Origin of the sequence: Rubrivivax benzoatilyticus JA2 = ATCC BAA-35, from assembly GCF_000190375.1 — a bacterium.
Lineage (GTDB): Bacteria > Pseudomonadota > Gammaproteobacteria > Burkholderiales > Burkholderiaceae_C > Rubrivivax > Rubrivivax benzoatilyticus.
The window spans coordinates 15,211-35,415 of the sequence record NZ_AEWG01000040.1; the positions used below are offsets into that span (position 1 = coordinate 15,211).

Below are 20,205 nucleotides of genomic sequence, written 5' to 3' on the forward strand. Positions count from 1 at the left end.
TCAGGAGTGCCGCGAACGGACGTCGGCGCCGTCGGCGTGTTGGGGGTCTCGTGGATCGGGACGGGTCGCAAGCGCCGTGCCAATGTCGACATTTTGAAGCATGCGGCCGCGTTCGAAACGCGGCACGCCGGCCACCCAGGCGGCGGCGACGTTGCGCTCGTCGGCCAGCGTCATCCAGGCGAAGACACGCGCGTGCAGGTCCTGCGCCGGCAGCGATGCCACCGCGCCACGCGCCACGGCGTCGCGGTGCGATGCTGCGGCGCCGTGCGCCCAGTCCCAGGCGACGACGTCGGCCGTCGCGCCGACGTCGAAGTGGCCGATCTCGGCGCCCAGGCCCAGCGCCTCGGCGGCGCCGCGTGTGGCCGCGTGCAGCGCGCGCCAAGCGGTCAGCTGCGTGCCGCGCAGCGCCTGCACCTTGTAGCCCTCGGCCAGCGTGCGCTGCATCGACAGGCTGGTGCCGCCGCCGACGTCGGTGGCGATCGACACCTTGTGGCCGTGGGCCATCGCGGCCTGCCAGTCGAACAGGCCGCTGCCGAGGAACAGGTTGCTCGTCGGGCAGAAGGCGATCTGCGCGCCGGTGGCGGCGAGCAGGCGACGGTCCTCGTCGTCGAGCCAGATGCCGTGCGCCAGCACCGAACGCGGGCCCAGCAGGCCGTGGCGGTGGTAGACGTCGAGGTAGCTGCGCGCCTCGGGGAACAGGCGCGCGACCTCGGCGACCTCGTCGCGGTTCTCGGCGACGTGGGTCTGCAGGTACAGACCTTCGTGGCGTGCCAGCAGGCGGCCGGCCATCGCCAGCTGCTCCGGCGTGCTGGTGATCGCGAAACGCACCGTCACCGCGTAGGCATTGCGTCCCTGGCCGTGCCAGCGTGCGATCAGGGTCTCGCAGTCGCGTTCGGCGCCGGCGACGTCGTCGGTCAGCGCCGGCGGCGCGCCGCGGTCCATCAGCACCTTGCCGGCAACGAGGCGCATGCCGCGCGCGCTGGCGGCGGCGAACAGCGCCTCGGCCGAAGCCGCGTGCACCGTGGGGAAGACGACGGCGCTGGTCGTGCCGTGCGCCAGCAGCGCGTCCAGGAACAGCCCGGCGCCGGCGGCGGCGACCTCGGGGTCGGCGAAACGCTGCTCGGCCGGGAAGGTGTAGGTGTCCAGCCAGTGCAGCAGGCCGGGGCTCCAGCTCGCGATGACGTCGAGCTGCGGGCAGTGCACGTGGGTGTCGATGAAGCCGGGCATCAGCAGCCGGCCGCTGTGCTCCTCGCGCCGCCAGTCCTCGCCGGGCGGCTCACGGCCGGGCAGGGTGCCGGCGATGCGGCCGTCCTCGATCAGCAGCCAGTGGTCGGGGCGCCAGCGCACGCCGTGCAGCGCCGGGTCGCCCCAGGCCGGCGTGGCCTCGAAGTCCAGCAGGTCGCCGTGCAGCGCGAGTTTGTTCACCGGGCACTCCGTTCCGTGCTGGTGCACCGGGGCAGGCCCGCGGATTGCATGCAAAACAGCGCGCAAGCAGGCACGCGCATGCCGAGGGCAGCGCGCAGGTCGACCTCGGGGGCGCTGCGTTCGGGCTTCACGGTGGTGGTGATCTCGCGCGGGCCCTGTGCACCGGGCCGCGTCGCGGGTGGCGATATTCTGCCCGTGCTGCACGCCCGTGCCGCTTGCGCTGTACCGTGGTCCCACCGCATCCGATGCCTTGCCGATGAGCGAACCCCGTCCGATCCGCGTTTTCCACCGCCAGCGCATCGTCGAGATCGCCGACGCGCCGGCCACCCTCAGCGTGCTGGAGTGGCTGCGCCAGGAGCAGCGCCTGGTCGGCACCAAGGAGGGCTGCGCCGAAGGCGATTGCGGCGCCTGCACCGTGGTCATCGGCGAGCTGGGTGAGGACGGCCGGCTGAAGCTCGAGACCGTCAACGCCTGCATCCGCTTCCTGCCGACGCTGGACGGGCGCGCGCTGTTCACCGTCGAGGACGTCGCGCCCGGCGGCGTGCTGCATCCGGTGCAGCAGGCGCTGGTGGCGCACCACGGGTCGCAGTGCGGCTTCTGCACGCCGGGCTTCGTGATGTCCTTGTGGGCGGCCTACGAGCGCCACCAGGCCGCCGGCACGCGGCCGACACGCCAGGAGCTGGCCGACGAGCTGGCGGGCAACCTCTGCCGCTGCACCGGCTACCGGCCGATCCTCGACGCCGGGCTGGCGATGTTCGACGCGCCGCCGCTGCGCCTGGACACGGCGCCGGTCGTCGCCGCGCTGCAGCAGATGCGCGCGGCTCCGCCGCTGCACACCGCCTCGGGCTTCCACGCGCCGCGCAGCGTCGGCGAGCTCGCCGCGCTGCACGAAGCGCGGCCCGACGCGCGCCTGCTCGGCGGCGGCACCGACATCGGCCTGTGGGTGACCAAGCAATTGCGGCTGTTGCCCGAGCTGATCTGGACCGGCGACGTGGCCGAGCTGCGCCGCGTCGAACGCCGCGACGACGCGCTGGTCATCGGCGCCGCGGCGTCGCTCGAAGACGCCTGGGCCGCGCTCGCCGCCGAGCATCCGCAGCTGGCCGAACTGTGGCGGCGCTTCGCGTCGCCGCCGGTGCGCCACGCCGGCACGATGGGTGGCAACGTTGCCAACGGCTCGCCGATCGGCGACTCGGCGCCGGTGCTGCTGGCCCTGGACGCGCGCCTCGTGCTGCGCCGCGGCGAACGTGTGCGCGAGCTGGCGCTCGCCGACTTCTACGTCGACTACCTGAAGAACCGGCTCGAGCCGGGCGAGTTCGTGCAGGCCATCGTCGTGCCGCACGCCGCGCCGGGCACTGTCGTGCGCGGCTGGAAGATCTCCAAGCGCCACGACTCGGACATCTCGGCCGTCTGCGCCGCCTTCGCCTTGCGTCTGGACGGCGACACCGTGCAGCAGGTGCGCCTGGCCTACGGCGGCATGGCGGCGACGGTCAAACGCGCCGCGGCGGCCGAGGCGGCATTGCAAGGCCGGCGCTGGGACGAAACCGCGCTGCGCGCCGCGCAGGCGGCGCTCGACGCCGACTACACGCCGCTGAGCGATTTGCGCGCCAGCGCGGCCTACCGCATGCAGGTCGCGAAGAACCTGCTCGAACGGCTCTGGCTCGAAACCCGGCCCGACGCGCCGTTGCCTGCGGCAGCGCTGGATGTCTGGCAGCGTGAGGTGCAAGTTTGAACGCGCCGGCGCATCCGTTGCCCGCGACGGCCGTCGTCGGCCGCTCGCGCCCGCACGAGTCGGCTGAGGCGCACGTCGCCGGCAGCGCGCCCTACACCGACGACCTGCCGGAGCTCGCCGGCACGCTGCACGCCGCGCTGGGCCTGTCGCCGGTGGCGCACGGCGTGCTGCGCAGCGTCGACCTGGCGCGTGTGCGCGCCGTGCCGGGGGTCGTCGACGCCTTCTGCGCCGACGCCATCCCCGGCGAGAACCAGTGCGGCTCGCTCGTGAAGGACGAGCCCATCCTCGCCGGAGGCCCAGGTGCCACGCTGCGCCACCTGGGCCAGCCGGTCTACGCCGTCGTCGCGACGACACGCGAAGCCGCGCGGCGCGCGGCGGCGCTGGCGAAGGAGGTCATCAGCTTCGATGCGCTGCCGCCGGTGCTGGACGCGATGCAGGCCCATGCCGCCGGCCAGCACGTCGTGCCGCCGCTGCGGCTGGCGCGCGGCGACGCGGCGGCTGCCTTGGCCGCGGCGCCGCACCGTGTCGAACTCGACTTCGGCGTCGGTGGCCAGGAGCACTTCTATCTCGAAGGCCAGATCGCCTACGCCCAGCCGCAGGAGCAGGGCGGCATGAAAGTGCTGTGCTCGACGCAGCACCCGAGCGAGATGCAGCACCTGGTCGCGCACGCGCTGCACCGGCCGTCGCATGCGGTGCAGGTCGAGTGCCGGCGCATGGGTGGCGGCTTCGGCGGCAAGGAGTCGCAGTCGGCGCTGCCGGCCTGCGTCGCCGCGGTGGCGGCGGTGCGCACCGGCCGGCCGGTGAAGCTGCGGCTGGACCGTGACGACGACTTCCTCGTCACCGGGCGGCGACACGGCTTCCGCTACCAGCTCGCGCTGGGCCATGACGACGCCGGGCGTGTGCTCGGCGCCGAGGTCACGATGGTCGCCAACGCCGGCCACTCGGCCGACCTGTCCGGGCCGGTGGTGACGCGTGCGCTGTGCCACTTCGACAACTGCTACTGGCTGCCCGACGTCGCGATGCAGGGTTACGCGGCGCGCACCAACACCCAGAGCAACACCGCCTTCCGAGGTTTCGGCGGGCCGCAGGGCGCGTTCGCGATCGAGTACGCGCTGGACAGCGTCGCACGCCGCCTGGGCCGCGACGCGCTGGACGTTCGCCGCGCCAACTTCTACGGCGTCGGTGAACGTGACTTGACGCCTTACGGCCAGCGGGTCGAGGACAACATCGTCGCGCCGCTGGTCGACGAGCTGGCCGCCAGCAGCGGCTACGCCGCGCGCCGCGAGGCCGTCGCCGCCTTCAACGCCGCCAGCCCGGTGCTGAAGAAGGGGCTGGCGCTGACGCCGCTGAAGTTCGGCATCTCGTTCAATGTCGTGCACCTGAACCAGGCCGGTGCGCTGGTGCACGTCTACCTCGACGGCTCGGTGCTGGTGAACCACGGCGGCACCGAGATGGGCCAGGGGCTGAACACCAAGGTCGCCCAGGTCGTCGCGCACGAGCTCGGCCTGCCGTTCGAGGCGGTGCGCGTGACCGCCACCGACACGCAGAAGGTCGCCAACACCTCGGCCACCGCGGCCTCGACCGGCAGCGATCTCAACGGCAAGGCGGCGCAGGACGCCGCGCGCCGTATCCGCGAGCGGCTGGTGGCCTTCGCCGCGCGGCGCTGGGGCGTCGCCGCCGAGGACGTGAGCTTCGCCGACGGCCGCGTGTTGGCCGGCGGCCATTCGATGTCCTTCGCCGAACTCTGCAACGCCGCCTACCTGGAGCGGGTGCAGCTCTGGAGCGAAGGCTTCTACGCCACGCCCGGCCTGTCCTGGGACCGCCAGACGATGAGCGGCAAACCCTTCTACTACTTCGCCTGGGGTGCCGCCTGCAGCGAGGTGCTGGTCGACACGCTGACCGGCGAATGGCGGCTGCTGCGCGCCGACGTGCTGCACGACGTCGGCGCCTCGCTGAACCCGGCGCTGGACATCGGCCAGGTCGAAGGCGCCTTCGTGCAGGGCATGGGCTGGATGACGATGGAAGAGCTGGTCTGGCACCCGAAGACCGGGCGGCTGGCCACGCATTCGCCGAGCACCTACAAGATCCCGACCGCCAACGACGTGCCGCCCGAGTTCCACGTGCGCCTGTTCGGCCGGCCCAACGCGCAGGACAGCATCCACCGCAGCAAGGCCGTCGGCGAGCCGCCGCTGCTGCTGCCGTTCTCGGTCTTCTTCGCCATCCGCGACGCCGTCTCGGCCGCCGGCGGCCACCGTGTCGACCCGCCGCTGTCGGCGCCGGCCACCAGCGAAGCCATCCTCGCCGCCGTGCAGGCGGTGCGGAGCGCCGCGTGAGGCTGGCCGCCACGGCCGCACGCTGGCGCCGCGAACGCCGGCCGGCGGTCGTCGTCGAGCTGCGTGCGGTGCGCGGCTCGGTGCCGCGCGAAGCCGGCACGCGCATGCTGGTCGCGGCCGACACGACCGAAGGCACGATCGGCGGCGGGCACCTGGAGCTGAAGGCGATCGCACGAGCCCGTGCACTGCTGCGCGGCGAAGCCGTCGAGCCCGAATGGGCCGTGCCGCTGGGTCCGGCGCTGGGCCAGTGCTGCGGCGGCCATGCGACGCTGGCCTTTCTGCCGCTGTCGGACTGCCCGCCCGAGACCTGGCCGCTGCCGGCGCCGCGTTTCGTGCTGCAGCTGCACGGCGCCGGCCACGTCGGCCGCGCCATCGTGCGCGTGCTCGACGAGATCCGCTGCCGCGTGCAATGGGTCGATGAACGCGAGGACGCCTTCGACGGCGTCGAGCTGCCGCCTCAGGTGCAGGCGGTGGTGGCCGCCGCGGCCGCCGACGAGGTGGCACGCGCGCCGGCAGGCGCCTGCGTGCTGGTGATGACGCACCGCCACGACCTGGACCTGGAGATCGTGCACGCGGCGCTGGCGCGGCCGGACCTGGGTTTCGTCGGCCTGATCGGCTCGCGCACCAAGCGCGAACGTTTCCTCGCCCGGCTGGCGGCACGCGGCCATTCGGCCGAGGCGCTGGCGCGCCTGGTCTGCCCGATCGGGCTGCCGGGCATCGCCGGCAAGGAGCCGGCGGTCATCGCTGTCGCCGTCGTCGCGCAGCTGCTGGCGCGCAGCTGACCGCACAAAGAAAAAGCGGGGGCTTGAAGCCCCCGCGAATCTTCGACGTTCCTTGAGGAGGAATCAGCCGCCGGTGGCGATCTGGCGCAGCGCCGGTGCGTCGAGCACCTGGACGTTGTAGCCGGCCACCGAGATCACGCCCTGGCGGGTGAGGCTGCGCATCAGGCGCGACAGCGTCTCCGGGGTGATCGCGAGTTGCGACGCGATGTCGCGCTTGCGTTCGGTCAGGCGCACCACGCCGCGCAGGCCGGCGGCGTCGGTCAGCTCGATGCGCTGCACCAGCCACGCGGCGAAACGTGCCGGCGCGTCCTTGTGCATCAGCTCGTGCGTGTTCATCTGCAGCGTCTGCACTTCACGCGCGAGGCTGGCGACGAGGTGGCGGCCGAGCGCGGGGTACCGCTCGATCAGCGCCTGGACCGCGTCACGCGGCAGCTCGACGACGACCGCTTCGGTCGTCGCACGGGCATCGAGCGCGTGGTTCTCGTGCAGCCACGCCGAGCTCTGGTCCAGCCAGGCCGGGCCGCGCACCGGACGTTCGATGTGGAAGACGCCGTCGGCGCCGCGATAGCCCAGCGCGACGTCGCCGCTCTGCACCAGCACCAGCGCGTTGGCGCCGTCGCGACGGTCGAACACGGTCGCGCCGGCGGGCACGGTGCGCACGCGGGCGATCGAGGACAGCGCGAGCTGCTCGGCGGTGGACAGCGCCGGCGTGCCGAAGAGACCTTGCCAGGTGCGCGCGTCCGGACCACGGGTCTCGGGCCGGTCGTCTTCGCGCACCGGCGCGGCGCTCGGGCGAGCCGTCGTCGTCGGACGCAATGGCGGGCGCGCTGGTCGTTCAGCCAGGGCGCCGTCGGGCATCTGGAAACTGTGTTGCATGTTGTCACCCCTACCCGGCCTACAGGCGGGTGGAGGCACTTTCCAGTACCCCTACGGGGTGCCGATTGCGCCAGATCAAGCGGCAGGCGCGGTATGAAGCCGGGCAAAACGGCATCTGCGCCAGGACAAGTGGCTTGCCCATGCTCAGGTCGGTTACGAGGCGATTCCATCGCCTGCGAGGCCGCACGCGCGTGATGCGTGCGCGCGAGGGCGCTGCGGCCGGGCTTTGCACAGCAATGCACGTCCCTGGAGAGTTTGCCCTGCGGCCGGCGATGGCCGGGCCTACAGTGCCGCCATGTCCGAGCTGCAGCGCGGCCCCGAGCCGCCGCGATCAACCGCCGATTCCCCTCCGCCCGCCGCCAGCGCACGATGGCTCGCCGCGTTGCGCTGGCTGGCCGGGCCGGCGGCGGCAGCGGCCTGCGCCTACAGCGCCGTGCACTGGGCGGACCTGTTCGCGATGCGCTGGCCGCAGCGGCATCTCTGGCTCTTCAGCGCGCGCGACACGCTGGCCTGGGAGGTCGACCTGCTGAACGCGCTCTTCGGCCTGACGCTGTATGCGCTGGCGCGTCTGGTCTTCACGCCGCTGGCGGCGGCGCTGACGGCGATCACGCTGCTGGGCACGGTGGCGGTGGTCTCCGCGCGCAAGATGCTCGAGCTGGACATGCCGCTGCTGCCCTGGGACCTGTGGTTCGTCGGCAATCTCGCCGACTTCGCGGCTTTTCTCGGCTGGTCGCTCGCGGCGGTGGCGGCGCTGGCGGCTGCGGCGGCGGCGGTGCTGCTCGTGCTGGCGTGGCGCTGGCGGCATGCCGTGTTCCGCCGCCGCCGCGGCATCGCCCGCTCGGCGGTTGCCGCCGCCGGCCTGGTCGGTGTCTGCGCCTGGGGCGTGGTGCTGCCGCCGACGCCCCGGGGCCTGTCCGGGCAGGTGCACAACATCACCTGGGACCAGGGCGCGAACTTCGCCAACTTCGGGCCGTACTACGCGTTCGCGGTCAACCTGCCGTTCATCGGCATCCCCCGCCCGGCGGCCGACGACCTGGCCGCGGCCCGGGCGCTGGATGCCGCCGCGTCGCCGGCGGCAGGGCCTGGCGGTGAACGTCCCGACATCGTGCTGCTGCTGTCGGAGTCCTTCACCCGGCTGCCGGAGCAGCTCTTCGGCAAGCCCTACGGCTGCCTCGCCGCGGCACCCGAGTCGCGCCTCGTGTCACCGGCCTGGGGCGGCTTCACGGCCAACGTCGAGTTCGAGCTGCTGACCGGCTACCCCTACGCGATGCTGCCGCCGGGCTCGGTGCCGTTCCAGATGTACCTGTCGCGGCCGGTCGTGTCGGCCCTGCCGCGTGTGCTGCGCGACCGTGGCTGGCGCACCCAGGCCGTGCACACCTTCCACCGCGACTTCTTCTCCCGCCCGCAGGCCTACGCCGCGCTGGGCATCGACGACTACGCCGGCCTCGAGGACCTGCCCGGTGCGGCCCGGCGCGGACAGTACGTCGACGACCGCGTGCTCTTCGACCAGATCCTGAAGCGCCTGGACGCCCCGGGCGCCGAGCCGCGCCTCGTGCACGCCGTCTCGATGATGGCGCACCTGCCCTACGACTGGGAGGGCCGCTTCCCGCTGGAGCCGGGGCTGGCCGCGCGTCTGCCGGCCGGGCTCGACGACGACGCCCTGGCGCTGACGCAGTACGCGTCGATGCTCTACGACCACGAGCGTGCGTTCTGCGGCTTTCTGGAGCAGCTGAAGTCGCGGCCGCGGCGCACCCTCGTGCTGTTCTACGGCGACCACTATCCGTCGTTCGGCTCGCTGGCGGTCTACGAACGCCTGAACCGGGTGCTGCACGGCGCCGACGCGCCGCTGAACCTGGAGCGCGACTTCTCCAAGCCGCCGCTGGCGCTGTTCGACAGCCGCGACGGCTTCGTGACGCTGCCCGACGAGGTGGCGGCCTACAACCTCGGCGCGCTGGTGCTGCAGCAGGCGGGGCTGGCGGCGCCGGGGCATTGGGCGATGCCGCACAAGCGCGACCGGGTGACGCTGGTGCGCCGGCTCTACGTCGCGGCCAACCAGTCGAGCGGTTCGCTGGCCGCCGCCGCGGCCGGCACGGACAGCCCGGAGTTGCGCACGCTGCGTGCGCACGCCTGGCGGCACCTGTTCGGGCCGGCCGTCGCCGACGACGATCAGGCCGCCGGCAGCCGGTAGTCCTTCAGCATCTCGCGCAGCTTGTTCTTCTGCATCTTGCCGGTGGCGCCGAGCGGGATGGCGTCGACGAAGACGACGTCGTCGGGTGTCCACCACTTGGCGATCTTGCCTTCGTAGAAGGCCAGCAGCTCCTCGCGCGTCAGCTCGGCGCCGGGCTTGCGCACGACGACCAGCAGCGGGCGCTCGTCCCACTTGGGGTGTGGCACGGCGATGCAGGCGGCGATGGCCACCGCCGGGTGCGCCATCGCGATGTTCTCCAGGTCGATCGAGCCGATCCATTCGCCGCCGGACTTGATGACGTCCTTGCTGCGGTCGGTGATCTGCATGTAGCCCTCGGCGTCGATGCGTGCGACGTCGCCGGTCGGGAACCAGCCGCCGCGCAGCGGGTCGCCACCCTCGCCCTTGAAGTAGCGCGACAGCACCCAGGGCCCGCGCACCAGCAGGTCGCCCGAGGCCGCGCCGCCCCAGGGCAGCTCGCGTCCGGCGGGGTCGACGATCTTCATGTCGACGCCGTAGACCGCGCGGCCCTGCTTGGCCATCACCGTGTAGCGCTCCTCGACCGGCAGCGCCAGATGCTGCGGCTTGAACGCGGCCACCGTGCCGACCGGGCTCATCTCCGTCATGCCCCAGGCGTGCAGCACGTGCACGTTGTAGTCCTCGGCGAACTTGCGCAGCATCGCCGGCGGGCAGGCCGAGCCGCCGACGACGGTGCGGCGCATCGAGCTGAACTTCAGCTTGTTCGCGTCGACGTAGGCCAGCAGCGCCTGCCAGACGGTCGGCACGCCGGCCGAGACCGTCACCTGCTCGGCCTCGAAGAGTTCATACAGCGACTTGCCGTCCAGCCCCGGGCCGGGGAAGACGAGCTTGGCGCCGGTCATGCAGGCCGCGTACGGCAGGCCCCAGGCGTTGACGTGGAACATCGGCACCACCGGCAGGATGCTGTCGTTGGCCGAACAGTTCAGCGCGTCGGGCAGGGCGATCGCGAAGGTGTGCAGCACCGTCGAGCGGTGGCTGTAGAGAACGCCCTTGGGGTTGCCGGTGGTGCCCGAGGTGTAGCAGAGCGAGCTGGCGGTGTTCTCGTCGAACTCGGGCCAGTCGTAGTGGTCGTCCTGCGCCTCAAGCAGATCCTCGTAGCAGAGCAGGTTGGGGATCTTCGGGTCGGCCGGCATGTGCGCGCGGTCGGTCATCGCGACGAAGTGGCGGATCGTCTTCGTGCGCCCGGCCACCGCCTGCACCAGCGGCAGGAAGCTCAGGTCGAAACACAGCACCTGGTCCTCGGCGTGGTCGGCGATGTAGACGATCTGGTCGGGATGCAGGCGCGGGTTGATGGTGTGCAGCACCGAGCCGGCGCCGGAGACCGCGTAGTACAGCTCCATATGGCGGTAGCCGTTCCAGGCCAGCGTGCCGACCCGCTCGGACGGTTTGACGCCCAGCGCCGCCAGCGCGTTGGCCAGGCGCCGCGCGCGGGCCGCCATCTCGCGGTAGGTATAGCGGTGGATGTCGCCTTCGACGCGGCGCGAGACGACCTCGCGGTCGCCGTGGTGGCGCTCGGCGTGCACCAGCAGCGAAGAGATCAGCAGCGGCTGCTGCATCATCAGGCCGTTCATTCTTGTCTCCTGGTCTGTTCTGGGGCCGGCGTCCGACGCGGTGCCGGCGGGGCTCGACCCATTCTGTCCAAGCCCCCGGCGCTGCCGCATGCGGGATGGCCCGCAGCGGTCGCCAAGGTGACTGGCGCCCGGAAGGGGCGGCCCACCCGCCGGGGCGATGCGGGGCGTGATGCCGGCGCGTATCAACGCGCCGATGTCCGACGCCAACCCCTTGGAGAACGCACTCGCCTGGTTCACCAGCGCGCCGGCGCGCTGGCGCAGCGACGCCGAAGCGGTGGCCGAGTGGGTGTGGGTGGTGCTGCAGGGCGACTTCGCCGACAACCCGACGACGGCGCAGACGGTCACCGGCGGCCTGATCTCGATGATCCCGCTGGTCGACCAGCTCAGCGACCTGCGCGACCTGGTGGCCAATGTGCGGGCGCTGCGGGAGGACGAGAACGATCCGTGGCGTTGGGTGGCGCTGGCGTTGACGCTGGTCGGGTTGTTTCCGACGCTGGGCAGCCTGGTGAAGACCGGGTTGAAGGTCGTGGTCGCCGAAGCGCGGCGGGAGGTCTATCGGGCCGCCACGGTGGCCTACAAGGGCCGGAACTGGCTCGAGGGCCAAAAGCTCTGGAACGAGACGGCCGAGTCCGTCGAGCGCGGTATCGCGCGGCTGGATGCGTTGCTGGCGAGTGCGCCGATGCGCAAGGCGCTGGCCGGGTTGCGCATCGACGAGCCGTATCGCCATCTGGCGACCGAGATCCGCGCGTCAGCGGCCTCGCTCGATGCCAAGAGCCTGCGTGCTGCCTACGACAGTGCGATCGACGCGCTGGAGTGGGTGCTGGGGCGCGTGCAGCGCTGGGGAACGGCGGCGAGTGCCAGTGCTGCCGGCGAACTGTTGGCTTCGCTCGGTCGCGTGCGAGATCGCTTGAACGACGGTCTTGCGCAGGTCTTGGAGCCCCTGCGATATTGGCTCGCCTGCTTGGCGCGGCGGCTGGAGGTGTGCGGGGACATGCAGTACCGGGCGATGGTGAATGCCCGGAATGGGCACAAGCTGGTTCCGACAAGACTGCGCCACGACATAGAGGTCGAGTCGATTCGCTCTCGCCCGCCGCCCTGGGTTCATGAGTCTAGGCGCGCGCGCCATCCGTCTCTGGCTGAAGCGCCGGCGGTGCCCCCCGGACACTTCGGGATTGGTGATGATGAGGCCTCGGTGGTGAAGGGGGCGTTCCAGAGTTTCTCGGAAAGAGTCGTCGCGGACAGGCTACCGCCCGGTGCGCGTTTGGTGCGTGTGGTTGACCCGAGGTCGCGTGATGACAGCCCATTTTGGATGGCTGAGGACGATTTTCGGGCGCTGAAGAGCAAGGGAGAGTGGCGGGAGAAGTGCGCCGTGTGGGCTCACTGGAACGGTAACGGTGAATACACCGTGTACGTTGTGCCGCCGGGCGGTGGCCTCCCTGTTTGGCGAGGCACTGCCGCGTCACAGCGATTGGAGGTTTCTGGGAAGCCGGTCCTCAATGAATCTGGAGAGATGTTCTGGTTATCCGGCGGTGCGCAACAGTTCGTAGTGAATCCGGCGGATCTCGATCCAGCATTCTTGGAGCGCAGGAAAAGGACCGGGTGGAGTTATGCAAACGAGAGTGTGGATGATCTATTGATGCCGGTGGGTGTGCCGGTTCTAAAGAATCAATGGGGAAATGAACAGATATGACAGTCTCTTTTGATCCGTCTGAGCCTTTTCTGCTGCAGCGCTATGTTTCCTTGAGCTATTTTGGTTTGATGCGCGATCACTTTGCGGATTGTGTTAGTGCTGCGGAAAGTGCGCTCGATCAAATTCTTATGAGTCTTCCGCGGGACTACCGGAATCGCCCGGTTCATGCGCAGCCGGACATTGCGTGGGGTGCTGTTGTCATTCCAAATATGACAAGCGTTTTGGCGGGATTGAATGAGGCGTATATCCGTGTCTCGCACGGTCAGTTGGGCTTCCTTGCTTCTGCAGGTGGGCTATCGACCGTTTTTGTTTCCATAATGCGAGACTACGACACTCGCTGGATGCCGGGGCTTTATCTGGAACGGTTCGAGCAAGGGCGTCGAGACTCTTGGCGCATAGCCAGCAACATCGATCGCTCTTGCCAGTGCATTTGGGAGCCCGGTGACCTCAGCTGGGACTACAACGAGGAAGCGCGCGGCCCCCTCGACGCTCCTCCGTCCTGGCCCGTCTACCGCCCCAATCCCCAAGTACGAGTCAAGACCGGCGACAAGATCGTGGTCAGCGGCGTCTATCTGCCCGCCGAAGCCGGCTGCGCGCAGTTCCTGATCGCGGGTCAGGAAGCGCTCGGCGCCTTGCCTCCGGACGATCCGAACGACCTGCGGACGACCGACGAACGCGCCATCCCCACCACCTGGACCCTCGTCGAGAAGATCGCCGACTCCGGCGGCGGCATCCCCGGGGCGTCGGACCCCTGGCTCGCCGGCATCCGCGAGCGTTGCGTGGCGGGCGAGGCTTGCCCGCGCACCGGCTGGTGGACGACACCGGCCGCGCCGGCGCGGCGGCGTTTCGTCGCGGGCACGGTGATGCCCGAACTGGGCGGCGACTGGGGCACGACGGTCTGGCAGCTCGACCAGCCGGACTGAACCCCGTCCCGGCGCAGGACGCCCGGGCGCGCCGGAGCCACACGCCGCAACCGCGCACCGGAACTGCGCGCTTCAGGCTGCGCTACTTCGCCCCGCCCTCGTACCAGCGCGCCAGCAGCACACGCTCGTCGTCGCTGATGCCCGTCGCGTTGTTCAGCGGCATCGCCTTCAGCACCACCGCCTGCTGGTAGATCGCTTGCGCATGCTGGCGCACCAGCTCCGGCGTGTGCAGCGCGACGTTCTTCTGCTGCAGCTGCGCGTTGTGGCAGACCACGCAGCGCTGCTCGACGACCGCCTGCACCTGCGCCAGCGTCACCGGCGCGGCGCTGGCCGCCTGCGGTGCACGCGGCGCCGGCGCCAGCCAGACGATCAGCGCGACGATCGCCACGACACCCGCCGCGGCGTAGCCCCAGGGCGGCTGCACGCCTTTCAGCTTGGCCTTGTGCCGGGCGACGAAGAACTGGCGGATCGCCGCACCGGCAGCCATCAGCACCACCAGCACGGCCCAGTTGTGCGTGCCCTGCGTCAACCAGCCGTAGTGGTTGGACAGCATCGCCACCAGCACCGGCAGCGTGAAGTAGGTGTTGTGCACGCTGCGCTGCTTGGCGCGCTGGCCGTGCACCGGGTCCACCGGCTGGCCGGCCTTCATCTGCGCGATGACGGTGCGCTGCCCCGGGATGATCCAGAAGAAGACGTTGGCGCTCATCGCCGTGGCCATCATCGCGCCGACCAGCAGGAAGGCCGCGCGGCCGGCGAACAGCTGGCAGGCCAGCCAGGCGGCGAAGACGACGACGACCGCGATCGCCGCGCCCACCAGCTTGTCGCCGCCGGCGCGCCGCCCCAGCGTGCGGCAGATCAGGTCGTAGACGATCCAGAACACCGCCAGGAAGGCCAGCGCCGCGGCCACCGCGGCGCCGGGCGCCCAGTCCAGCCGCGTGCGGTCGACGAGGAAGGTGCCGGCCTGGAACAGGTAGAGCACCGTGAACAGCCCGAAGCCGGTCAGCCAGGTGCTGTAGCTCTCCCAGAAGAACCAGTGCAGATGCTCGGGCAGCGCCTTGGGCGCGACGAGGTACTTCTGCGGGTTGTAGAAGCCGCCGCCGTGCACCGCCCACAACTCGCCGTCGACACCCTTGCGTTTCAGCTCGGGGTCGCTCGGCGGCAGCAGGCTGCTGTCGAGGAAGACGAAGTAGAACGACGAGCCGATCCAGGCGATCGCCGTGATGACGTGGGCCCAGCGCAGCAGCAGGTTGGCCCAGTCGAGAAGATAGGTTTCCATGGCAGGAATCGTCGCGAAGCGAGGGGGCTCACCACGGCGGGCGCTCTGAGCCGGTTCGTGTCGCGCCGAGGGCAACCCGGAAGACCGGGCCGCCCGCCCACGGCGACTGCGGAAGACAGGTTAACGCGTCGGGTCTTGCAAGCGCCGTGCCCTGCTCACGAGCCGCGGTAGGTCGAGTGGCTCCACGGGCTGACGAGCAGCGGCACGTGGTAGTGGCCGGCGGCGTCGGCGATGCCGAAGTCGATGCTCACGGTGTCCAGGAACGGCGGCTCGGGCAGTTCGACGCCGCGCGCACGGAAGTAGGGCGCCACCTCGAACAGCAGCCGGTAGCGGCCGGCGGCCATCTCGTGTGCCGCCAGCAGCGGGCCGTCGGCACGGCCGTCGGCGTTCAGCGTCAGGCGCTTCAGCGTCGTCGCCGTGCCGCCGTCCAGGCGCTGCAGCGTCACCACCATGCCGGCCGCGGGGCAGCCGTGCGCGGTGTCGAGCACGTGGGTGCTGAGATGTCCCATGCGAGGTCCGTTCGTGTTGTCGACCAAAGTGTATACACTAATCGGCGACTCCCGCCACACCGATGCCGCGCCCGCCCGCCGACCCCCTGCCGCTCGCGCCCGACGAGGCGCCCAGGCGTGCGCCCGGCGCCGGCGCGACGACGCAGCAGATCGTCGACACGATCACCACCGCCATCGTCGAGCGCCGGCTGATGCCCGGCACCAAGCTCGCCGAGCAGGCGGTGGCCGACCTTTTCGGTGTCTCGCGCACGCTGGTGCGCGAAGCGCTCAACCGCCTGAGCCGCGACCGCCTGGTGACGCTGGAACCCGGCCGCGGCGCCTTCGTCGCCCGCCCCAGCGTCGACGAAGCGCGCCAGGTCTTCGACGCCCGCCGTCTGCTGGAGACCGGCATGGTGCGCGAGCTCTGCGCGCGTGCCGAGCCGGCCCACGTCGTGCGCCTGCGTGCCCACCTCGCCGCCGAGGCCGACGCCGTGCGCCGCCACGACGTCGCCGGCCGCACGCGGCTGCTGGCGCAGTTCCACGTCGTGCTCGCCGAGTGCCTGGGCAACGCGGTGCTCGCCGAGCTGTTGGCCGACCTGCTGAGCCGCTGCTCGCTGATCGCGCTGATGTACCAGTCGGCCGACGCCGCCGGCCATTCGCAGGACGAACACGTGGGGATCGTCGACGCCATCGAGCGCCGCGACGCCGATGCCGCCGCGCGCCTGATGGCCGAGCACCTGGGCAACGTCGTCGGCAACCTGCAACGCCAACCAAGAGTCGGCGACCTCGCCGACCTGCTGAGACCCGCCGCATGAGCACACCTTACGCACGCGACCTGCGCGGCCACGGCCGCAACCCCCCGCACGCCCGCTGGCCGGGCGGTGCGCGCATCGCCGTCTCCTTCGTCCTGAACTACGAGGAAGGCGGCGAGAACAACCCGCTGCACGGCGACCCGGCGAGCGAGACCTTTCTGTCCGAGCTGATCAACGCCCAGCCCTTCCCGAACCGGCACATGACGATCGAGTCGATGTACGAGTACGGGTCGCGCGCCGGCGTCTGGCGCATCCTGCGCGAGTTCGACCGGCGCGGGCTGCCGCTGACGATCTTCGGCGTCGCCGACGCGCTGGAGCGCTACCCCGAGATGGCCCAGGTCTTCCTGGACCGCGGCGACGAGATCGCCAGCCACGGCCTGCGCTGGATCCACTACCAGGCCGTCGACGACGCGGTCGAACGCGAGCACCTCGCACTGGCGGTGCAGAAGATCCGCCGCCTGACGAACGGCCAGTGGCCGCTGGGCTGGTACACCGGCCGCGACAGCCCCAACACACGCCGCCTCGTCGCCGACCACGGCGGCTTCGCCTACGACAGCGACTACTACGGCGACGACCTGCCGTTCTGGCTCAACGTGCGCAAGAGCGACGGCGGCCTGGCGCCGCAGCTCGTCGTGCCGTACTCGCTGGACACCAACGACATGCGCTGCGTGCAGGTGCAGGGCTTCAACACCGCCGAGCACTTCTTCACCTACCTGCGCGACAGCTTCGACGCGCTGTACGCCGAAGGCGACCCGGCGGGCCTGGACCGGCCGAAGATGATGAGCATCGGCATGCACTGCCGCGTGCTCGGCCGGCCGGCGCGCATCGCGGCGCTGCAGCGTTTCCTCGACCACATCGGCCGCCACGACGGCGTCTGGGTCTGCCGCCGCATCGACATCGCGCGCCACTGGGCCGAACACCACCCGTTCGACGCGTCCACCGCACACGTCTGGGACGGCCGATGACGACGCTGGCCGCGCTCAACGCCGCATCGCGCGACGAGTTCGTCGCGCTGCTCGACGGTGTCTACGAACACTCGCCGTGGATCGCCGCGGTGGCCTGGGAGGCGAGGCCGTTCGCCACGCTCGCCGCGCTGAAACACGCGCTGATCCAGGCCGTGCGCGCCGGCGGCCGCGACGCGCAGCTCGCGCTGCTGCGCGCCCACCCGGAACTCGCCGGCAAGGCGATGGTCGCCGGCACGCTGACCGCCGAGAGCAGCGGCGAGCAGCAGCGCGCCGGCCTCACCGCCTGCACGCCCGAGGAGTTCGCGACGCTGCAGCGCCTGAACGCGGCCTACAACGCCCGCTTCGGCTGGCCGTTCATCGTCGCCGTGCGCGGGCCACGCGGCAGCGGGCTCACACGCACCGAGATCATCGCCACGCTGCAGCGCCGGCTGGCTTCGCACCCCGAGGTCGAGTTCGCCGAGGGCCTGCGCCAGGTGCACCGCATCGCCGAAGTCCGCCTCGCCGAGAAGCTGGCCGCGCCGCCGCTGCGCGGCCGCGCCGTCTGGGACCGCGCCGCGGCGCTGGCCGCGTTCAGCGAGCCACCGTACGCCGAGCGTGGCGAGCTGACCGTCACCTACCTCAGCGCCGCGCACCGCGACTGCGCGCGCTTGCTCGCCCGCTGGATGCACGAGTGCGGCTTCGACTCGGTGCGTGAAGACGCGGTCGGCAACGTCGTCGGCGTCTACGACGGCGCCACGCCCGACGCGCCGCGGCTGCTGACCGGCAGCCACTACGACACCGTGCGCAACGCCGGCCGCCACGACGGCCGGCTGGGCATCCTCGTCGCGCTCGAAGCCGTCGCTGCGCTGAAGGCCGAAGGCCGGCGCCTGCCGTTCGCGATCGAGCTCGTCGCCTTCGCCGAAGAGGAGGGCCAGCGCTACGCCGCCACCTTCCTCGGCTCCAGCGCGCTCACCGGCGACTTCGACCCCGCCTGGCTGGACCAGGCCGACGCCGCCGGCGTGACGATGCGCGAGGCGATGCGCGCCGCCGGCCTGCCGGCGACGATGGATGCCATCGCCGCCGAACGCCGCGACCCGGCGCGTTACCTCGGCTACGTCGAGGTCCACATCGAACAAGGCCCGGTGCTCGCCGAGCTCGACCTGCCGCTGGGCGTCGTCACCTCGATCAACGGCAGCCGGCGCTGGACCGGGCAGATCACCGGCCTGGCCAGCCACGCCGGCACGACGCCGATGGACCGCCGCCGCGACGCCGCCGCCGCGGCCGCCGAGTTCGTGCTCGCTGCCGAACGCCGCGCCGCCGCCGTGCCCGACGCGGTGGCCACCGTCGGCATCGTCGAGGTGCCCGGCGGCTCGATCAACGTCGTGCCCGGGCGCTGCCGCATCAGCCTGGACGTGCGCGCGACGACCGACGCCGCGCGCGACGCGGTGGCCGACGCGGTCCTCGCCGACCTGGCCGAGATCGCGTTCCGCCGTGGCGTCGACTGCACGCTGACGCCGACGATGCAGGCCCCGGCCGCGCCCAGTTCGCCGGCCTGGCAAGCGCGCTGGGAAGCCGCCGTCGCCGCGCTCGGCCTGCCGGTGCAGCGCCTGCCCAGCGGCGCCGGCCACGACGCGATGACGCTGCACCGGCTGATGCCGCAAGCCATGCTCTTCGTGCGCGGCGGCGAACTCGGCATCAGCCACAACCCGCTCGAAACCGTGACCGACGACGACGCCGAACTCGCCGTCGCCGCCTTCGCCACCTTGCTCGACCAACTCGCCCGCGAATGACCTCCACCGCCTACGCCGCGCTCGACGCCTGGATCGACGCCCACTTCGACGACGAAGTGGCCTTCCTGCAGCAACTGGTGCGTGTGCCCACCGACACGCCGCCGGGCGACAACGCGCCGCACGCCGAACGCACCGCCGAGCTGCTGGCCGCCTTCGGTTACGAAGCCGAGGCCCACCCGGTGCCGGCCGAGCAGGTGCAGGCCTGCGGCCTGCAGTCGATCACCAACCTGATCGTGCGCCGGCGTTTCGCCGCCGGCGGCCCGACGATCGCGCTCAACGCGCACGGCGACGTCGTGCCGCCGGGTGAAGGCTGGACGCAGGACCCGTACGGCGGTGCCGTCGTCGGCGGCCGGCTCTACGGCCGCGCGTCGGCGGTCAGCAAGAGCGACTTCGCCACCTACACCTTCGCGCTGCGCGCGCTGGAGTCGCTGGGCGGGCCGCTGGCCGGCGCGGTGGAGCTGCACTTCACCTACGACGAGGAGTTCGGCGGCGAACTCGGCCCCGGCTGGCTGCTGCAGCACGAGCTGACGAAACCCGACCTGCTGATCGCCGCCGGCTTCAGCCACCAGGTCGTCACCGCGCACAACGGCTGCCTGCAGCTGGAGGTGACGCTGCACGGCCTGGCCTCGCACGCCGCCTACCCGCAGACCGGCGTCGACGCGCTGCAGGCGGCGACCCGGCTGCTGGCCGCGCTCTACGCCCACAACGACGTGCTGCGCGGCCGCCGCTCGCAGGTCGCCGGCATCACGCATCCGTACCTCAACGTCGGCCGCATCGAAGGCGGCAGCAACACCAACGTCGTGCCCGGCAAGGTGGTGCTCAAGCTCGACCGTCGCATGATCCCCGAGGAAGACGCCGCCGAGGTCGAGGCCGAGGTGCGCGCGCTGATCGAAGCCGCGGTGGCCGCGTCGCCGGGCGTGCGCGTCGAGATCCGCCGCATCCTGCTGGCCCAGGCGCTGAAGCCCCAGGCCGGCAACGGCACGCTGGTGGCCGCGCTGCAGCGCCACGCCGAGACGGTGTTCGGCCACCCGGTCGAGGTCTCGGGCACGCCGCTGTACACCGACGTGCGCCTGTACGGTGCACGCGGCGTGCCGGCGGTCATCTACGGCGCCGGCCCGCGCACCGTGCTGGAGAGCAACGCCAAACGCGCCGACGAGCACCTCGAGCTGGCCGACCTGCGCGGCGCCACGCGGGTCGTCGCACGCACCTTGTTCGACCTGCTGTCCGCGCCGGTGCACCGCGGCGGCGCATAGCGGCGGCGCCGGCACGCGGCGGGGTCGTCGCGGGTGAGCACGGAACTTGCCTTTTGCATACAGAAGTTCCCGTTCACGTCCTCCAGGAG

General features: G+C 71.5%; 15 protein-coding genes. 10 read left to right on the forward strand and 5 right to left on the reverse strand.

Going from position 1 to position 20,205, the window contains the following annotated elements; translation table 11 throughout:
- Entirely contained in the window at positions 1 to 1,425 is a 1,425-nt protein-coding gene (guaD, locus tag RBXJA2T_RS04065; protein WP_009856049.1) for a guanine deaminase, read from the reverse strand.
- Between the two features lie 256 nt (positions 1,426 to 1,681).
- Here guaD and xdhA point away from each other — a divergent pair, with 256 nt between their 5' ends.
- Genes xdhA through xdhC form a run of 3 tightly spaced genes read left to right on the forward strand, consistent with a single transcriptional unit; the run spans position 1,682 to position 6,269 of the window.
- The gene (xdhA, locus tag RBXJA2T_RS04070) at positions 1,682 to 3,154 is read left to right on the forward strand and encodes a xanthine dehydrogenase small subunit (protein WP_009856050.1); all 1,473 of its coding nucleotides are present in this window, start codon (positions 1,682 to 1,684) and stop codon (positions 3,152 to 3,154) included.
- Between the two features lie 17 nt (positions 3,155 to 3,171).
- Positions 3,172 to 5,487 carry a xanthine dehydrogenase molybdopterin binding subunit gene (gene xdhB / locus RBXJA2T_RS04075; protein ID WP_009856051.1) on the forward strand — a complete coding sequence of 772 codons (2,316 nt, stop codon included), beginning with the start codon at positions 3,172 to 3,174 and terminating at the stop codon, positions 5,485 to 5,487.
- Positions 5,484 to 6,269, forward strand: a complete 786-nt coding sequence (xdhC, locus tag RBXJA2T_RS04080) for a xanthine dehydrogenase accessory protein XdhC (RefSeq protein ID WP_009856052.1) — start codon at positions 5,484 to 5,486, stop codon at positions 6,267 to 6,269. Before xdhB ends, xdhC begins: the two co-directional genes overlap by 4 nt.
- 63 nt (positions 6,270 to 6,332) lie before the next feature.
- Here xdhC and RBXJA2T_RS04085 read toward each other — a convergent pair whose 3' ends face one another.
- Positions 6,333 to 7,145 carry a Crp/Fnr family transcriptional regulator gene (locus RBXJA2T_RS04085; RefSeq protein ID WP_230246335.1) on the reverse strand — a complete coding sequence of 271 codons (813 nt, stop codon included), beginning with the start codon at positions 7,143 to 7,145 and terminating at the stop codon, positions 6,333 to 6,335.
- 295 nt (positions 7,146 to 7,440) lie between these two features.
- On the opposite strand from RBXJA2T_RS04085, the gene RBXJA2T_RS04090 reads away from it, so the two are divergent.
- Positions 7,441 to 9,333: an LTA synthase family protein gene (locus RBXJA2T_RS04090; protein ID WP_081467586.1), complete on the forward strand. Its 1,893-nt coding sequence runs from the start codon at positions 7,441 to 7,443 to the stop codon at positions 9,331 to 9,333.
- Here RBXJA2T_RS04090 and RBXJA2T_RS04095 read toward each other — a convergent pair.
- A complete protein-coding gene (locus RBXJA2T_RS04095) occupies positions 9,312 to 10,940 on the reverse strand; it encodes a 3-(methylthio)propionyl-CoA ligase (protein ID WP_009856055.1) in 1,629 nt (542 codons plus the stop codon). The two genes, RBXJA2T_RS04090 and RBXJA2T_RS04095, sit on opposite strands and share 22 nt — an antisense overlap.
- Positions 10,941 to 11,133: 193 nt before the next feature.
- Here RBXJA2T_RS04095 and RBXJA2T_RS04100 point away from each other — a divergent pair, with 193 nt between their 5' ends.
- On the forward strand, positions 11,134 to 12,630 hold the full coding sequence (locus RBXJA2T_RS04100) for a hypothetical protein (RefSeq protein ID WP_009856056.1): 1,497 nt from the start codon (positions 11,134 to 11,136) through the stop codon (positions 12,628 to 12,630).
- The gene (locus tag RBXJA2T_RS20670) at positions 12,627 to 13,553 is read left to right on the forward strand and encodes a hypothetical protein (protein WP_081467587.1); all 927 of its coding nucleotides are present in this window, start codon (positions 12,627 to 12,629) and stop codon (positions 13,551 to 13,553) included. The genes RBXJA2T_RS04100 and RBXJA2T_RS20670 overlap by 4 nt, the downstream gene beginning before the upstream one ends.
- Positions 13,554 to 13,635: 82 nt before the next feature.
- Here the strand turns inward: RBXJA2T_RS20670 and RBXJA2T_RS04110 are convergent, their stop codons facing one another.
- Together RBXJA2T_RS04110 and uraH are read right to left on the reverse strand one after the other, a co-directional pair.
- On the reverse strand, positions 13,636 to 14,829 hold the full coding sequence (locus tag RBXJA2T_RS04110) for a urate hydroxylase PuuD (protein ID WP_009856058.1): 1,194 nt from the start codon (positions 14,827 to 14,829) through the stop codon (positions 13,636 to 13,638).
- Positions 14,830 to 14,984: 155 nt separating this feature from the next.
- A complete protein-coding gene (uraH, locus tag RBXJA2T_RS04115; protein ID WP_009856059.1) occupies positions 14,985 to 15,338 on the reverse strand; it encodes a hydroxyisourate hydrolase in 354 nt (117 codons plus the stop codon).
- A 62-nt stretch (positions 15,339 to 15,400) separates the two neighbouring features.
- On the opposite strand from uraH, the gene RBXJA2T_RS04120 reads away from it, so the two are divergent.
- From RBXJA2T_RS04120 to RBXJA2T_RS04135, 4 genes are read left to right on the forward strand one after another with little or no spacing between them, the layout of a single operon-like run.
- Positions 15,401 to 16,132 carry a GntR family transcriptional regulator gene (locus RBXJA2T_RS04120; protein ID WP_009856060.1) on the forward strand — a complete coding sequence of 244 codons (732 nt, stop codon included), beginning with the start codon at positions 15,401 to 15,403 and terminating at the stop codon, positions 16,130 to 16,132.
- Entirely contained in the window at positions 16,129 to 17,094 is a 966-nt protein-coding gene (gene puuE / locus RBXJA2T_RS04125; RefSeq protein WP_009856061.1) for an allantoinase PuuE, read from the forward strand. Before RBXJA2T_RS04120 ends, puuE begins: the two co-directional genes overlap by 4 nt.
- Positions 17,091 to 18,863, forward strand: coding sequence for a 2-oxo-4-hydroxy-4-carboxy-5-ureidoimidazoline decarboxylase (gene uraD, locus RBXJA2T_RS04130; protein ID WP_009856062.1), 1,773 nt, complete (start codon positions 17,091 to 17,093; stop codon positions 18,861 to 18,863). The genes puuE and uraD overlap by 4 nt, the downstream gene beginning before the upstream one ends.
- Positions 18,860 to 20,116, forward strand: coding sequence for a M20/M25/M40 family metallo-hydrolase (locus tag RBXJA2T_RS04135; protein WP_009856063.1), 1,257 nt, complete (start codon positions 18,860 to 18,862; stop codon positions 20,114 to 20,116). Before uraD ends, RBXJA2T_RS04135 begins: the two co-directional genes overlap by 4 nt.
- Positions 20,117 to 20,205 lie beyond the last annotated feature (89 nt).

Excerpts from the sequence above, each read along its gene's own strand:
- RBXJA2T_RS04110 (WP_009856058.1), bottom strand. The coding sequence starts at position 14,829 with ATGGAAACCTATCTTCTCGACTGGGCCAACCTGCTGCTGCGCTGGGCC.
- RBXJA2T_RS04085 (WP_230246335.1), bottom strand. The coding sequence starts at position 7,145 with ATGCAACACAGTTTCCAGATGCCCGACGGCGCCCTGGCTGAACGACCA.
- uraH (WP_009856059.1), bottom strand. The coding sequence starts at position 15,338 with ATGGGACATCTCAGCACCCACGTGCTCGACACCGCGCACGGCTGCCCC.
- uraD (WP_009856062.1), top strand. The coding sequence starts at position 17,091 with ATGACGACGCTGGCCGCGCTCAACGCCGCATCGCGCGACGAGTTCGTC.
- RBXJA2T_RS04095 (WP_009856055.1), bottom strand. The coding sequence starts at position 10,940 with ATGAACGGCCTGATGATGCAGCAGCCGCTGCTGATCTCTTCGCTGCTG.
- xdhA (WP_009856050.1), top strand. The coding sequence starts at position 1,682 with ATGAGCGAACCCCGTCCGATCCGCGTTTTCCACCGCCAGCGCATCGTC.
- RBXJA2T_RS04120 (WP_009856060.1), top strand. The coding sequence starts at position 15,401 with ATGCCGCGCCCGCCCGCCGACCCCCTGCCGCTCGCGCCCGACGAGGCG.
- RBXJA2T_RS04090 (WP_081467586.1), top strand. The coding sequence starts at position 7,441 with ATGTCCGAGCTGCAGCGCGGCCCCGAGCCGCCGCGATCAACCGCCGAT.
- RBXJA2T_RS04135 (WP_009856063.1), top strand. The coding sequence starts at position 18,860 with ATGACCTCCACCGCCTACGCCGCGCTCGACGCCTGGATCGACGCCCAC.
- RBXJA2T_RS04100 (WP_009856056.1), top strand. The coding sequence starts at position 11,134 with ATGTCCGACGCCAACCCCTTGGAGAACGCACTCGCCTGGTTCACCAGC.
- puuE (WP_009856061.1), top strand. The coding sequence starts at position 16,129 with ATGAGCACACCTTACGCACGCGACCTGCGCGGCCACGGCCGCAACCCC.
- RBXJA2T_RS20670 (WP_081467587.1), top strand. The coding sequence starts at position 12,627 with ATGACAGTCTCTTTTGATCCGTCTGAGCCTTTTCTGCTGCAGCGCTAT.